General features: G+C 39.2%; 18 protein-coding genes. 8 read left to right on the forward strand and 10 right to left on the reverse strand.

The window, feature by feature from the left end; all coding sequences use genetic code 11:
- The first annotated feature begins 160 nt into the window (after positions 1-160).
- Positions 161-499, forward strand: coding sequence for an EamA family transporter (locus tag ACFSY7_RS11450; RefSeq protein ID WP_380147944.1), 339 nt, complete (start codon positions 161-163; stop codon positions 497-499).
- 39 nt (positions 500-538) lie between these two features.
- A complete protein-coding gene (locus tag ACFSY7_RS11455; protein WP_380147928.1) occupies positions 539-1,033 on the forward strand; it encodes an EamA family transporter in 495 nt (164 codons plus the stop codon).
- Between the two features lie 20 nt (positions 1,034-1,053).
- Here the strand turns inward: ACFSY7_RS11455 and ACFSY7_RS11460 are convergent, their stop codons facing one another.
- From ACFSY7_RS11460 to ACFSY7_RS11470, 3 genes are all read right to left on the reverse strand, one after another.
- Entirely contained in the window at positions 1,054-1,227 is a 174-nt protein-coding gene (locus ACFSY7_RS11460; protein WP_158620969.1) for a hypothetical protein, read from the reverse strand.
- A 6-nt stretch (positions 1,228-1,233) separates the two neighbouring features.
- Positions 1,234-1,572, reverse strand: a complete 339-nt coding sequence (locus ACFSY7_RS11465; protein ID WP_380147929.1) for a hypothetical protein — start codon at positions 1,570-1,572, stop codon at positions 1,234-1,236.
- 177 nt (positions 1,573-1,749) lie between these two features.
- Positions 1,750-2,316: a group-specific protein gene (locus ACFSY7_RS11470; protein WP_380147930.1), complete on the reverse strand. Its 567-nt coding sequence runs from the start codon at positions 2,314-2,316 to the stop codon at positions 1,750-1,752.
- 166 nt (positions 2,317-2,482) lie between these two features.
- On the opposite strand from ACFSY7_RS11470, the gene ACFSY7_RS11475 reads away from it, so the two are divergent.
- Complete coding sequence (locus tag ACFSY7_RS11475; RefSeq protein ID WP_380147931.1) at positions 2,483-2,719, forward strand: DUF3953 domain-containing protein; 237 nt, start codon at positions 2,483-2,485, stop codon at positions 2,717-2,719.
- A gap of 85 nt (positions 2,720-2,804) precedes the next feature.
- On the opposite strand, the gene ACFSY7_RS11480 is transcribed toward ACFSY7_RS11475, so the two are convergent.
- From ACFSY7_RS11480 to ACFSY7_RS11490, 3 genes are all read right to left on the reverse strand, one after another.
- Positions 2,805-2,969 (reverse strand): hypothetical protein, encoded by a 165-nt coding sequence (locus tag ACFSY7_RS11480; RefSeq protein WP_380147932.1) that lies wholly within the window; start codon positions 2,967-2,969, stop codon positions 2,805-2,807.
- A 175-nt stretch (positions 2,970-3,144) separates the two neighbouring features.
- Positions 3,145-3,636 (reverse strand): hypothetical protein, encoded by a 492-nt coding sequence (locus tag ACFSY7_RS11485; protein ID WP_380147933.1) that lies wholly within the window; start codon positions 3,634-3,636, stop codon positions 3,145-3,147.
- Between the two features lie 89 nt (positions 3,637-3,725).
- Positions 3,726-5,459 (reverse strand): ABC transporter ATP-binding protein, encoded by a 1,734-nt coding sequence (locus ACFSY7_RS11490; protein ID WP_380147934.1) that lies wholly within the window; start codon positions 5,457-5,459, stop codon positions 3,726-3,728.
- A 112-nt stretch (positions 5,460-5,571) separates the two neighbouring features.
- Here ACFSY7_RS11490 and ACFSY7_RS11495 point away from each other — a divergent pair, with 112 nt between their 5' ends.
- The 3 genes from ACFSY7_RS11495 to ACFSY7_RS11505 are packed head-to-tail and all read left to right on the forward strand — an operon-like array spanning position 5,572 to position 10,273.
- Positions 5,572-6,969: an ABC transporter permease gene (locus ACFSY7_RS11495; RefSeq protein ID WP_380147935.1), complete on the forward strand. Its 1,398-nt coding sequence runs from the start codon at positions 5,572-5,574 to the stop codon at positions 6,967-6,969.
- 12 nt (positions 6,970-6,981) lie between these two features.
- Positions 6,982-8,454, forward strand: coding sequence for an ABC transporter permease (locus ACFSY7_RS11500; RefSeq protein ID WP_380147936.1), 1,473 nt, complete (start codon positions 6,982-6,984; stop codon positions 8,452-8,454).
- 19 nt (positions 8,455-8,473) lie between these two features.
- Positions 8,474-10,273 carry an ABC transporter substrate-binding protein gene (locus ACFSY7_RS11505; RefSeq protein ID WP_380147937.1) on the forward strand — a complete coding sequence of 600 codons (1,800 nt, stop codon included), beginning with the start codon at positions 8,474-8,476 and terminating at the stop codon, positions 10,271-10,273.
- A 44-nt stretch (positions 10,274-10,317) separates the two neighbouring features.
- On the opposite strand, the gene ACFSY7_RS11510 is transcribed toward ACFSY7_RS11505, so the two are convergent.
- Positions 10,318-10,773: a DUF4306 domain-containing protein gene (locus ACFSY7_RS11510; protein WP_380147938.1), complete on the reverse strand. Its 456-nt coding sequence runs from the start codon at positions 10,771-10,773 to the stop codon at positions 10,318-10,320.
- Between the two features lie 120 nt (positions 10,774-10,893).
- Between ACFSY7_RS11510 and ACFSY7_RS11515 the strand changes: the two genes are divergently transcribed.
- A complete protein-coding gene (locus tag ACFSY7_RS11515) occupies positions 10,894-11,256 on the forward strand; it encodes a hypothetical protein (protein ID WP_380147939.1) in 363 nt (120 codons plus the stop codon).
- A gap of 43 nt (positions 11,257-11,299) precedes the next feature.
- On the opposite strand, the gene ACFSY7_RS11520 is transcribed toward ACFSY7_RS11515, so the two are convergent.
- Entirely contained in the window at positions 11,300-12,010 is a 711-nt protein-coding gene (locus ACFSY7_RS11520; protein ID WP_380147940.1) for a hypothetical protein, read from the reverse strand.
- Positions 12,011-12,390: 380 nt separating this feature from the next.
- On the opposite strand from ACFSY7_RS11520, the gene ACFSY7_RS11525 reads away from it, so the two are divergent.
- Positions 12,391-12,783, forward strand: coding sequence for a PH domain-containing protein (locus tag ACFSY7_RS11525; RefSeq protein ID WP_380147941.1), 393 nt, complete (start codon positions 12,391-12,393; stop codon positions 12,781-12,783).
- A 213-nt stretch (positions 12,784-12,996) separates the two neighbouring features.
- Here the strand turns inward: ACFSY7_RS11525 and ACFSY7_RS11530 are convergent, their stop codons facing one another.
- Both ACFSY7_RS11530 and ACFSY7_RS11535 read right to left on the reverse strand, forming a co-directional pair.
- On the reverse strand, positions 12,997-13,392 hold the full coding sequence (locus tag ACFSY7_RS11530; protein WP_380147942.1) for an HIT family protein: 396 nt from the start codon (positions 13,390-13,392) through the stop codon (positions 12,997-12,999).
- A gap of 11 nt (positions 13,393-13,403) precedes the next feature.
- Positions 13,404-13,949 carry a hypothetical protein gene (locus ACFSY7_RS11535; protein ID WP_380147943.1) on the reverse strand — a complete coding sequence of 182 codons (546 nt, stop codon included), beginning with the start codon at positions 13,947-13,949 and terminating at the stop codon, positions 13,404-13,406.
- Positions 13,950-14,059: the final 110 nt, after the last annotated feature.

Here is a 14,059-nt window from a genome sequence, read left to right on the forward strand (position 1 = left end):
AAAAGAAAAAAGCTGGGATATTCCCAGCTAATCATTTAACTACTTAACTCTATAATGGGGAATTTTATCCCGATATTATCGGAGAATTTAGAGGCGTTATTGACACCATCTGTAATGTTCATACAGAAATGTGACGAGGGGTTTGGTTAAATTGAATTATGTGATGTATGTCTTTTGTATGCTTATCTGGGGTCTGAATTTTATTGCGGTGAAAATACAGGGCACTGAGGCGGCGCTTGAGGTGTCATTGTTTTACCGTTCGTTGATTGCTTTCGTACTGTTTTATATGCTGCTGAAGATAAAGAGGCTACCGCTTCGAAAGGCGCATACGAATTACGCTACGATTATCGGCTTTGGGATTTGTAATTTTGCGGTGAGCTATTTACTGCTGTACTATGGCACGATTTATAGTACAGCGGCGCTTGTGACGCTTATTTTTTCATTAAAGGCGATTACGACGCCCATTTTCCTACGTATTGTCTTTAAGACGCCGCTATAAAACAAAATTTACATAGGTGGCGCACTTGGTCTACTGAGTGTGGTCATCATTTTATACCCAGATTTACATACGATTTCTTCAAGCTTTTTACTAGGCATTGGACTGGCGGCTATCGGTACGATTGTGACATCGATTGGCGATGTTTTTTCCTATTATAATAACGAAAAAAATATCGATCCGGTGCGTGCCAATACAATCGGTATGCTTGTCGCAACGCTTAGCCTACTACTTTTTGCGCTTGTGACGGCGAAGGATTTTGTATTTCCTACCTCACTTCATTACTGGGGAGGGCTGTTGTATTTAGCGATTTTCGCCTCCTTTATCGCATGGCTTCTTTACCTACTGCTTGTGAAGCATATGGGGGCCGCGGAAAGCAGCTATATGGTCGCGCTATTCCCGGCGATTGGTGGCTTTGCGAGTGTGGTAATTGGTGAAAGCGCGCTGTCGTGGAATCTCGTCCTCGGTATTGTATTAGCCGTTTTAGGCGCCTTTATTGCCCTATCAAAAAAGAAAAAAAGTGAGTTTCCCGGATAAGGGAGCTCACTTTTTTTAATTTATTCCGCCGTCTTTTTCTTACTGAAAATTTGCTCTAGCACAACGGTCAGTAAATAACCGCCCGTGCATACTAAAAAGACAATGCCGACATCTGGTCGTCCGTCCTGATATGCTACATAAGATAGTACTAGTCCTACGATGAATAAGACGGTTCTGAAAATTTTCGTTGCCACGTCTACTTAATCCACCTTGTAATCTTTTAATTGATACGAATACATGTCCTCATCTGCATCTGCGTTCATTTCGAAGCTAATGTCAAATTCATATTCTTCATTTTGCCACGTAAATTTACCGGATGTATCATATATGCCATCGCCTTTATCAACAATATGATAGTCTTCCACATCCTCTGGCCATGTGACATCGCCCATTTCCTCCTGATTTTGTACAACCTCCTGTATAGATGTGACAAACTCTTGCTGCAGTTCATCATCTATTGGCTTTGTTGTACGATCAGAGTCTGAGCCACAACCCGCAAGCAAGCTCATAGCCCCTAGCATTATGTATAACTTCTTCATTGTAAAACTCCTTTTGCTGTTATTGCTATTCTAGTATATTTCATTTTCCGGTAGATAGGTGGCAAGAATTTACATACTTTAAAATAATGCGTAAAATCAAGAAAAAAACGCCACTTCTTGGAGCAGCGCCTTTCGATTAACTACTTTATCCTAATAGAAGCCCCGTGCTATTCTGCTTTAGAAGTCCACAGTCGCTGACCAATTTATGATCTCAACACCTTCTATTGAAATCTCACCCTTACTTAAAATATGCGGCACATAGGCAAACATGCCAAATGGCTCGCCCTTTTGATGACTTTCGTCGAAATACGCGTAGGTGTCTGGTGGTAGCTCATCACAAGCCGGATAGTCATGAATATCAATAAGCTGAATCTCCTGTGGTGGAATGTCCTTGTTTGGCCCCTCGTAATAGTCCTTACGGTACAGATAAACCGCATTTTGATTATGAAGCAACCTTTCTACCGGAATTTTATAAAAAAGCACATCCTTTTTAACCCGGATACCGAGCTTCCGCATTCCCTCGTACACGTTAGACGGATGTATCGGTAGCAGAAAAATGACATCATTCCACAAGCAATCTAACGTTGGAATGCGCTTTTTCAAAAGATGTGGGCGGCCCTCTGTATTAAAATATTTCTTAGTGTATGTTTCGTAAAGCGCAGGATAAGGCTCCTTTAGCTCATTTAACGAAAGCAGTACATTCCCCTTCATCTCACGCGGCACCATATGATACACATATTCCATTCAAACTCCCCCTATCCGTAGTAGATTTTTAATATTACATGGAAAATAGGACTAGAAACAGTCTTATATTAAATGGAATTTTTTGCTATAATTGAATTACAGTAAAAGGAGCGCAAATGAATTTCATTTGTGCTTTTTTCATACATAGGTAAACGAGGTGACTATATTGTTAAAAATTTTACACATAGTATTTTCTGTCCTTACTGGTCTATTAGCTGGGTATTCACTCATCAGCGGAGCTACGTGGACAGCACCCTACATCGTACTACTTTTAGGTATTACGCTACTTTTAACTGGCACCGACGAAAGAATGAAAGATAAAAAGGGACTTGGGAATATATCAATTTTTGCAGGCTTGTTTTCTATTTTTATTGCTATAAGTATATTTATGACGCCTGGGTAAATTAGAAACTTTAAATTCCAATAGGAAACCCCACATTTTGATTAAAATGTGGGGCTTTTTTTATAAAATCAACTAGGTGGCTCGTTTATTTAGCAGCTCTTACTTTATCAAAAATAAATGAAATAATTAAAAATACAAGAGCGCCTGATACAGCAATTAAAAGAGAAGAACTCACATTATTATTAAAGGCAAAATAGGCTAATAGAAACGCAACAATCAAATATATAACAAACATTTTTAAATAATCCAATGTAATAACCACCCTTTATGTATTAAAATATTGATTCCAAAAGAAAAGTTACAACCTATTATATTATCAGCAAAAACGGCCTCCTTTCTTCCATTCTTAAAATGCTATTGTATATGTATATTGAATAAATTCCCATTTAAAACCAAACAATAAGTCATTGTACTTTCACCTTCCGTTAAATCCCTTGATAATGCACGACATAATCAGGCGAATCGAACGTAGCTAAATAATTCACACATGTTTGTAATTTTTTCATTACCTCAGACTTCACAAAGTACGCTTCTTTTAATTCTTCTAATTCATCAACGGACATGTTAGCTAATTCAGCTTCCGTTAAACCGATTAAATCTGGATAATAATATTCACCATCTAATTTTTCTAATACAGCGATCCATTCTAACAACATCTTTGTTAAGCAATCAAAGCCATAGTGATTAACCACACAAATCCCCGTATAAGTAAGGCCTTTCTCCTTCGGTATAATATTCCCGTAAGGCTCTTCAACATAACTGGAATAAATTATTGGCACTAAATTATACAGATAGCTGTCACTATCACACTCGATATTTTCATTAATATAATCGTAAAAATCCTCTTCCAAATTAATTTCTTCAATTAATCGGTCATTTTTCTCGTCTATAAATAAAAAATCATGATAAACGGCCATTTTTACACCCTGCTTTCATTTTCGTTACTCTATTATGCCATACTACAGCGAAAAACCCACTCAAACGTAGTTGTTCGAGTGGGTTGTTCTTAGCCAACTTCCTGTGCCACAAAGTGACCGGGTGTTACTTCTACGAGTTCTGTATTCGTGAAGTCATATTTTTGGATTCCGGCATCAATATTTTTCTTCATTTTCTGTGCTTCAATCGCCGGGTCCGGGATTGGGACAGCGGCAATGAGTGATTGTGTGTACGGGTGCTGTGGATTTGTATACAGCTCCTCGCTTTCGGCTAGCTCGACAATTTTACCATTATTCATCACAGCGACGCGGTCACAAATATGCTTCACCATTGATAAATCATGGGCAATGAATAAATACGTCAGGCCAAGCTTCTGCTGTAGATCCTCTAGTAGGCGCACGATTTGCGACTGCACCGACACATCAAGTGCGGATAACGGCTCATCACAAATAATAAATTTTGGATTTACCGCTAAGGCACGCGCAATCCCAATACGCTGGCGCTGACCACCTGAAAATTCATGTGGATAGCGCATCGCATGTTCCTTCTCAAGACCGACAAGCTCGAGTAATTCCTCGACGCGCTGTGTACGCTCTGCCTTCGTTTTCACTAATTTATGCAAATCGAGTGGCTTGCCGATAATATCAAGCACCTTCATGCGTGGATTGAGTGATGAATACGGATCCTGGAAAATAATTTGCATTTCCTTACGCAGCGTTTTTAGCTTTTTACGTGATAGGCGATTTACCGCCATCCCTTTATATAAAATATCGCCATCTGTCGGCGTATTTAGCTGTAAAATCGAGCGCCCCGTCGTCGTTTTCCCTGAGCCAGATTCCCCTACAAGGCCCAGTGTCTCGCCAGGCTGAATCGCAAAGCTAATATTATCAACAGCCTTAAATTGCTGGCCCTTTTCGACGGTGAAATACTGCTTGAGTGATTGTACCTCAAGAAGCGGCACAGATGGGTCCATGTCTGCAGGTAGCTCAGGTGTTGGCTTGATTTTTTTCTTTTCATGCAGCTTTGGAAGGGCATTTAACAGGCGTTTTGTATACGGATGCTGTGGATTTTTGAAAATCTCCTCTGTCGTATTCGCCTCGACAATCTCGCCCTCTTTCATGACGATGACCTTGTCACACATCCCCGCAACAACGCCCAAATCATGCGTAATTAAAATAATCGATGTCTCAAATTTTTGCTGCATCTGCTTCATTAAACGTAAAATCTGCGCCTGAATCGTCACATCAAGTGCAGTCGTCGGCTCATCGGCAATTAAAAGCTCCGGCTGACAAGCAAGGGCCATCGCAATCATGACACGCTGACGCATTCCACCTGAAAACTCATGCGCATATTGTTTAAAGCGATTTTCCGCATCCTTAATGCCCACAAGCTCTAAAAGTTCAATTGTTTCGCGCTTCGCCTGCTCCTTCGTCACATCACGGTGCTTTCGGATACCTTCTGCAATTTGCACACCAACTTTAATGGTCGGATTAAGCGAGGTCATCGGGTCCTGGAAGATCATGCTGATTTCCTTCCCACGAATTTTCTCCATTTCTTTATCACTTTTATTTGTTAGTTCCTGTCCTAAAAATTGAATAGAACCGCCCTTTAGAAGACTTGGTGGAGAAGGCAATAAACGCATAATCGAGCGTGCGGTCACACTCTTACCCGAGCCCGATTCCCCAACGATACCAAGGGTTTCACCTTTATTTAAACTAAATGATACACCTTTCACTGCTTCGAATTCACGATCATTGGAAACGAAGGAAACGCGCAAATCCTCTATTTCTAATAACTTAGTCATAATAAACAACTTCTCCTTTTTTGGGTAAATTAGGTTGACTTGTAATTTTACGTTCATTATACTACAAATGTATAGTAAATAACTAGGTTTTGTTGAGTTTGGAGGGAAAAGAATGAATAAACCTTCTGAAGTGTCTAAGTTTGCGTACACATTCAGAAAACTTTCCAATGTATTTTTCTATCGAATTTTACTATTTATATTAGGGTTCCCGCTACATCTCATCACGTTTTTTCTTTATCAAGCGGCGAAGAAACGTAGCGACGAAATCTCTACAAAGGGTCAAAAGCAACTAGAACAGCATCAGCTAGACGAACTGATTGCCAAGTATAGTCGCCAGATTCGGGCAGAAAAAAACTATTTTAATGAAAGTATTAATGAACAAGAAATCCATCATACGGCGACACAATTAGCGACGCAATATTTAGAAAAAAATGCGAATTTGGAACATGCTGATAACAAACTTACGTCTTATCGTGAATTTTTCGCTCAGCAAATTTCGAAAAAATCCTATTTTTATGGCACGTTTATTTTCGGGATTGTGATGTACGCCTTCCTTTGGGTGTATGGCAATGCTTTTAGCCGCTATATCGTGGATCGTCTCGTATTAAGTATCTTCGTCGTTGTTGGGGTGTCGATTCTGGTGTTTACAATTTTGTATTTCTCACCAATGGACCCTGCCGCGAATATTTTAGGGGAATCAGCGACGACTGAGCAGAAGGAAGCCTTTAATGAACAGCATGGTTTAAATGAATCATACGGCGTTCAGTTAAAGGAAAGTGTGCAAGGGATTTTCACCTTTGACTTAGGTAAATCCTTTACTGGGAAGGAAGATGTTTCTGAAAGCATCGCGAATAAATTCCCCGTAACACTGAAAATTGCGGTGCTGTCCTTACTACTGACAATTATCGTGGCGATTCCAATCGGCATGCTGTCAGCGGCAAAAATGAATACATTCTGGGATTATGCCCTAATGTTCATCGCCTTAATCGGGCTGTCAATTCCAAGCTTCTGGCAAGGTCTGATTATGATTTTAGAATTCTCAATTAAGCTTCAGTGGCTGCCTGCTACCTATTCACCTGAGCAATATAGCTCGATTATTATGCCGGTGATTGTACTAGGGACAGGGCTTACAGCGGCTGTTGCGCGGATGACGCGTTCGTCGATTTTAGAGGTCATCAATGAGGATTATATGATTACAGCGAAAGCAAAGGGCCTCGGCTCCATGACAATTTTCTTCAACCACGCACTACGCAATGCCATGATTCCAATTATTACGGTCATTGGCCTACAATTTGGTGCCATGCTTGGTGGTGCGGCAGTAACGGAGAAAGTCTTCAATATTAGCGGTCTTGGTAGCTACATTGTAGACAAGCAATTTATTCCGGATATTCCGGCAATTATGGGTGGGGTTGTCTATATTGCGATTACGATTTCGCTTGTCAATCTAATCATCGATATTTTATACGCCCTCTTAAACCCACGTGTTCGATCAAAAATGAAAAATTCGTAGGAAGTGAGTCACTTGAGCAATTATTCAACCTTTGCCCTAAAGCAGTCTCAAGTTTATAAGCAGGCAAACTTCGCCTTCGTACTATCACTTGTACTGGCGCTTGTTTTCGCCTTCAACTTGATTCAGCATACGACGAGCGTGATTTGGCTATATCTGACCATCGGATTTGTCGTGACGACACTTCTACAATGGCTCATTGTCATGCGCGTCAAAAAGGATTTAACAACACACGGTGCGATTCAAAAATCGACCCGCATGCTTAGTAGTATTCAATTAATTGGCCTTGTGTTCGGCAATGTTTTCACCGTCACTAATGCCTTTGCGCTACTTCGCAAAAAAAGTTCGATTGAGTATACGCTTGCCTATTACTCGCTGATTACGACGTTCTTCTTAATCGTTTTATCAGCAGTCAATGTCTTTAAACCATATGTGTCGAATACATTTTTAATCGGCATGGGCTTACTCATTATTATTTTCATCATTGACCTACTTTTCGTCATCCTGCTATACCGCGAAAATACAAAGGTCAAAACAAAATTCATATTGGGGATTGTAGCGCTACTATGCCTCGTATCAGGGAATTTATTTCACTTCATTCTTGGCATAAGCTTGCTGCTAAAATCAACAAATCGTCACCCATCAACAATTGCGAAATGGAATACGGTATGGTTGAAAATCACAAAAAACTTTACCGCGATGATTGGGATGCTCTTCATCTTCTTCACATTCGCTATTTCGATTATGAGCTACTGGACATTTGAGTATGACTTTGCGGTAAGCAATGATTATTCAAATATGCTACAGGGTGCATCTCTTGCCTATCCATTTGGCACAGACAACTTCGGTCGTGATGTGTATTCACGTATCGTTTACGGCGCCCGCATCTCATTACTTGTTGGTGTGCTGTCAACACTCATTCCGCTTATCATTGGCGGTGTGCTAGGTGCGCTATCTGGCTACTATACAAAATATGTAGACAATATCATCATGCGTCTATTAGATATTTTATATGCGATTCCAGGTGTGCTACTAGCTATCGCGATTATCGCGGCATTTGGTGCGAATACGACGAACTTAATCATTGCGCTAAGTGTCGGCTCGATTCCAACCTATGCCAGAACAATGCGTGCCAATGTCATGATGATTTCTAATCTGGAATATGTCGAGGCTTCGCGTGCACTTGGTGAAAATGATTTAGCCATTATCTTTAAGCAAATCGTGCCAAATGCCTTTGCACCAATGATTGTCAAAGCAACGCTAACAATTGGTGGCGCGGTGATCGCCACAAGTAGTCTTAGCTTCTTAGGACTTGGCGTTGGCCCACATATTCCGGAATGGGGCAATATTTTAAAAGTTGGTAGCATGTATCTTGAAACCAATCCATACTTGGCGATTTTCCCAGGGATTGCGATTATTTTATTAGTTTTATCATTTAACTTCTTAGGCGATGCACTACGCGATGCCTTTGATCCAAAGCTTGACTAACTTACTTGGAGGGATTCACATGAAGAAAATCTTTTTATTGCTTGTTGCAGCCTTAACATTAGTGCTAGCAGCTTGTAATTTAAGTACAAAATCCGATGTTGAAAAATCGGATGATGATTCATCAAAGAAAACAACAAAAGCACAGGAAATTGAAATTTTAAGCATGAGCTCAAATGAAGATGATTTAAATATTTTACGTGACCAATTATCAAAAAATGGCTTTGACGTAAAATTAAATATCCAACCAGATTACGGTAGCTTCACTTCTCAAAAAGATGCCGGAAACTATGACATCGCCCTTTCAAGCTGGACAACTGTAACAGGGAACCCAGACTATGCGGTTCGCTCACTTTTCACATCAGATGGTGACAACAGCATCGTTAAAGATTCAGAGCTTGATGATTTAATCAACAAAGCAAGCACACAAACAAAAGATGACTACACAGCAACTTATAAAGATTTAGAGCAACGTCTTGTATTTGACGAAGCGTATATCGTACCACTTTACACATCTTATAAAGCACAAGGCGTAAACTCAGATGTCATTGATGAAAGCACAGTGCGCCTACCTAAATCACGTGCAGCCGTATGGGAAAATGTTTCATTCAAAGACAAAGCAAAAAATGTGAAAGACCCACTTGTAACACAGCAAGCAATCGGTGAATTAACATCATTAGACCCTATCAAAGGGAATGATGGTTCAATCAACACATTAAATACAAATATGTACGTTCGTTTAGTGAACCTAACAGATGATGATGAAGTGGTAGCAGATGGCTCACTATCTTATAACTATGCTTCAGCTGAAGATAATAAAAACTACTACTTCCTATTACGCGATGACATCAACTTTGCGAAAGTAACAGATAAAAAAGCAGTTGATACAGGCGAGCGCGTTGGTGCAGAGGACGTTAAATTCTCATTAGACCGCGCGAAAGATCCAAAATCTGTACCGGACCACCGCACATACAGCTTACATGAAAATATGAAAGACATTGAAATCGTTACAGATACAAAAGAATTAGATGCAAAAACAGCAGATGGCAAATCAATCCGTGAAGTATTAGAAGACGGTGTTGATTCAAAAATCAAATCATTAGAAGCAGATAAAACAGCAGTTGATAATAAAGCGGGTAAATACCAAGTGGTAAAAGTAACAACAACAGAAGCTTTCCCACAAGTATTAAACTACCTTGCACACCAATCTGCAGGTATCGTTTCTGAAAAACAAGTAAACAAAATCAACACGTATGATGTTGCAAAATACGATGCAGACAAAGACGTATCATACGGTGATGCGGCAACAATTACAGATGGTAAAGCCTACAACAACGAATTATATGCAAGTGGTCCATACATCCTAACAACAAAAGATGACTACGAAGCAAAATTCGAGAAAAACCCAGCTTACCGCACTGGCTCAGATTATGAACCAAAAATCAAAAATGTATCTGTTAAATTTATCGCAGATCCAGACAGTGCCCTATCTTCATTACGTAACGGTGACATCCACATTTTAAATGGTGTGCCTGAAACGAAATATGAGCTAGTTGAAAAAGATAAGAAATTAACATTACAAAAAAATAAAAGTAATGGTGTAACGTACTTAGCATTCAATATGAATGATGCGGATATCGCGAAAAACACGAAATTACGCCAAGCTGTCCTTTACTCAGTAGACCAAAATGCCATTATCGACTTCTACAAAGGCAATAAAATGAACGCTGTATCACCACTAAGCCCATTAGTAGATACAGGGAACAAAGTCGAAGCGGATGCTGAAAAAGCAAAAACATTATTAGAAGAAGCTTCAAAATAAACTGAACGAAAAAAAGCCACGAACGCCAATGTTCGTGGCTTTTTTTATTGGACTGCGGGTTTCCAGAATTTAAAGGATAATGCGCTATTTATAAGCGCCATGCTAAGCAGCAGCCAGAACAACAGAATGCCCCCAGTCGTCGATGCCTTGAATAGAGCTATACTAGCGCCAATGAATAGTACACTGACAACAACAGTCAACAGCTGACCGACTTTCGGGTAATGACTGACTATCCAATGACGCAGGACAAAGTAGCTATAGCATAAGCTAATAAGCATCAAAATAGGAAAAACCGGCTGATATTTCGCCGCATAGACTAAAAAATCTAGCTGGCTAATTTCCTGCCCCGTCACAATCGAAATCCCAAATAGCTGTGAAAAAGGCGTTGTATACGCCCACTCCCATGGAATATCCCTGACCGCACTTCCCTCGTACAGCGCACAAATAGCCGCTACTACGAAAAGAATGCCGCCGAGTAAAAGCTGTGTTATGTATTTCATAATTTGCACCTCCTAAATAATGGAACGCATATAGTGGGGTGGCGGTTGCCAACATAAAAACGAATACGTACTATATAATAAAAAGGAAGAAGCCCATACTAAAACAAGGAAGTGACACAAATGCGCCAACGAAAAAATACACATGTACTGAAAAAAGAGCAACAAGCGCCATCTGTAGAAGAAGAACCGTATCCTTTTTGTCATCTTTATGCGCAGGAGTCATGGCATGGCGAAGCCTATATTAGCGCAACACGAGCAGGTCTTGAAAAATTGCGTGATGCGATTAATCTGACGCTTGAAAAAGGAAACACGAAAAATACATTTTGGCCAAATGATTTAGAGGGGTATGATTTATTTATTAATTGCTTGGAGGAGGAAGATTTCAACACATTATCACTCCCCTACACATTGAATATCCATCAGCCAGAAGCTAATCAACCCTATGATCTTTTGAAAAAGCCGTATTATACACTGGATGAATAAAAAAAGGTACTGCATCTAATGCAATACCTTTTTTCGTATAAGTTTAGCCATGATGCTTCAAATACTGTTGAACGGCTTCAATAGCACAATTTTCTAAATCAATACCTAGCTTTTCTAGTCGCCGGATGACGACTTCTATTTTTAGAGCACCATGTTTTTGCCATTCGACAGGCACATCTTGTGGCGCGAAAATTTTACGCTTCATTTCGTCAATCCATTTTTTCCGGTACATTTGAAAGCCCATCTCAATATATTCGTCTGGCAAACAAACATAGCCATGCTCAATTTCGTGGTCTTCACTAAATCCAAACTCAAAACCACAGCACCCACATATGTCGAAGGTAGCTTTATATTCTCCGTCTTCAAAGACCGGATTAAGTAACCCCTCAAAGCCACAAATTGGACAAGGATATATTCCTTTTTTGTCCTCTTCCTCTAGGATTGTGACATCTTCTAGCGCATCAATTCCAAATTTTGATACGTCCAAGCCTAAATTTTTAAATTGTGCTATAAGGACTTCTAGCTTAATTGCGCCATTTTCCTGAATAGCAGCGGGGATATTTTGCGGTGCAAATAGCTGACACTCTTCCTCATCAATCCATTTTTTTCGGTACAGTTGAAAAGCCGCTTCAATAAACTGTACAGGCAGTCGAACATAGCCATGATCTAGCCCCTTATGCTCACTCACACCAAACTCAAAACCACAGCAATCACAGGTCTCAAATGTTTCATGATATGTTCCATTAACAAACACTGGTTTCTCTAAATTTTCAAAGCCACAAACTGGGCATGTATGTAAGTCGTTAATGCGTCCTCAATCCTTTGTCTTTTAGTTCTACAATAATTTATTCTATCTCTTTTCTCAAAAAATGTGTTGCAATAAGTGCAAGACATAAAAGTTCTGTTAAAAATATCTAGTGGCACTTAACTACAATTTATCTAATGCATCACTACTTGCGATAATATTATTCCAAACAAAGATGCACCTGCTTTAAAACTGCCTTTTTTGAAAAATATCCTCTGAAGACATCTCAATGATTTTCGCTTTATGCCTCGCTATTAATTCCATTTAAATGGTAACATAAATACAAAGGAGGTGCATTTATACGATTTTCATCACGTAAAGATATTTCGATGAGCTTACTCATTTGGATCCCTATTTTTCTATGTCTCGGCACCATTTATGCGACAATTACGACTCAAATCAGCATCCTGACGATTTTGTTGATGCTTGCTATCATTGTTTTATTTAGCTCATTTTGGTTTAATACGCACTATACAATTGAAAAAAAGCATGTAAAGATTTCATATGGCCCAATTACCAAACGAATTCTCATTTCGGAAATCACAGCAATTCGTAAAACCAAAAACCCCTTCACAGCACCAGCACTCTCTATGCAACGCATTGAACTCACCTACGATAACTATCATACAGTTCAAATTTCACCAAAAGAAACACAGCGCTTCATTATGGAATTAACGAGAAGAAATACGGAAATTCAAGTAGACCCAGTATTGTTCAAATGAAAACAATCATTCTTCTTTTTCATACAAGAAATTGATTCATCGATAACTGTCCATCATGTTGATGAAGTGCATCGAGTTGAAGAAATGAATGTTGCACAGAAGTAACAGCCGGTGATGCCGAAGAAAATTTCCAGCTCGCACGATGTGCAAAGGCGTATAGTATGAGGGAGTTTGAATAATTATTGGATATTTACGCCATAGAAAAACGCCTGACTATTTCGCCAGACGCTTTAAACGCAATTTTACTGTTTCAAGTGCTGCCTCTTTTTGGTTTACGATCTGATGCGTCCAAAAGTTATCATCCTTATACCGCGGTACGAGATGCACATGAAAATGTGTACCTTCATCCATAATGGCCCCATTATTTTGAATGACACTTACGCCATCCACCAACAACTCCTGTTCAAAAATTGTGATAATCGCCTTCTCAAGCTTATGTAACTCTAATAACTGTACCTCTGACAGCTCGCGTAAATCCATGAGATGTTCCTTAGAAAGAATAAGCACATGCCCTTGTTGAATTGGATCAATGTCAAAAATCACCTTAAAATGCGGTGTTTCCGTAAGAATTTGTGCCGCTGTGATGCTATGGCAAAAAATACACGTCATTTAATCAGTCCTTATTTAATAGTGCCCTTTTTAAAACGATGAACTTTTGTTTTTCCTGTATAAGGAACAATTTTTAATTTATCTGGCGATGTAAATTTGACAGAATCTATCCCACCCTTATACATTTTTTGTGATGTTCTTACATCTTTACCATTCGGAGATACCGTTAGAAGGGTATAGTATACTTCTCCCCCTCTAGTGGATGCCATATAAACCATATTTAAATATCCAGTAGAAGAAGATGAAAACGCTAATACATCATTCACCATCATCGTAAAATTTGTATCAATGTAAAATATATTTTTTCCTTTAGATACTTTTAATATAGGTTCCCATTGATCCTTGCTGGCATTTTTCACTACTAGTCCACTTGGCAGTTTTTTTTGAAAATTGCCTGCAAAAAAGCCATTTTCTTCGTAATACCCATCTCCTGCATTATAAACCTTTGAAATATATGTCTTATACTTTGCTTTCGCTTCAATTGATTGCCCCGGTACTTCCATCATCAACGTACTAAGCGCTACCACAATTGCTATAATAAAAAATTTTATTTTCATCTACTCGCCTCCCTCTATAAATGTTGATATATCAATGGCTCACGCCATTTTTGAGTGTCAAAAAAATATTTTCCAACACGCATATCTAACTTAATTTTGTATTAATTGAT

Origin of the sequence: Kurthia populi, from assembly GCF_042686175.1 — a bacterium.
GTDB classification, from domain to species: Bacteria; Bacillota; Bacilli; order Bacillales_A; family Planococcaceae; genus Kurthia; species Kurthia populi.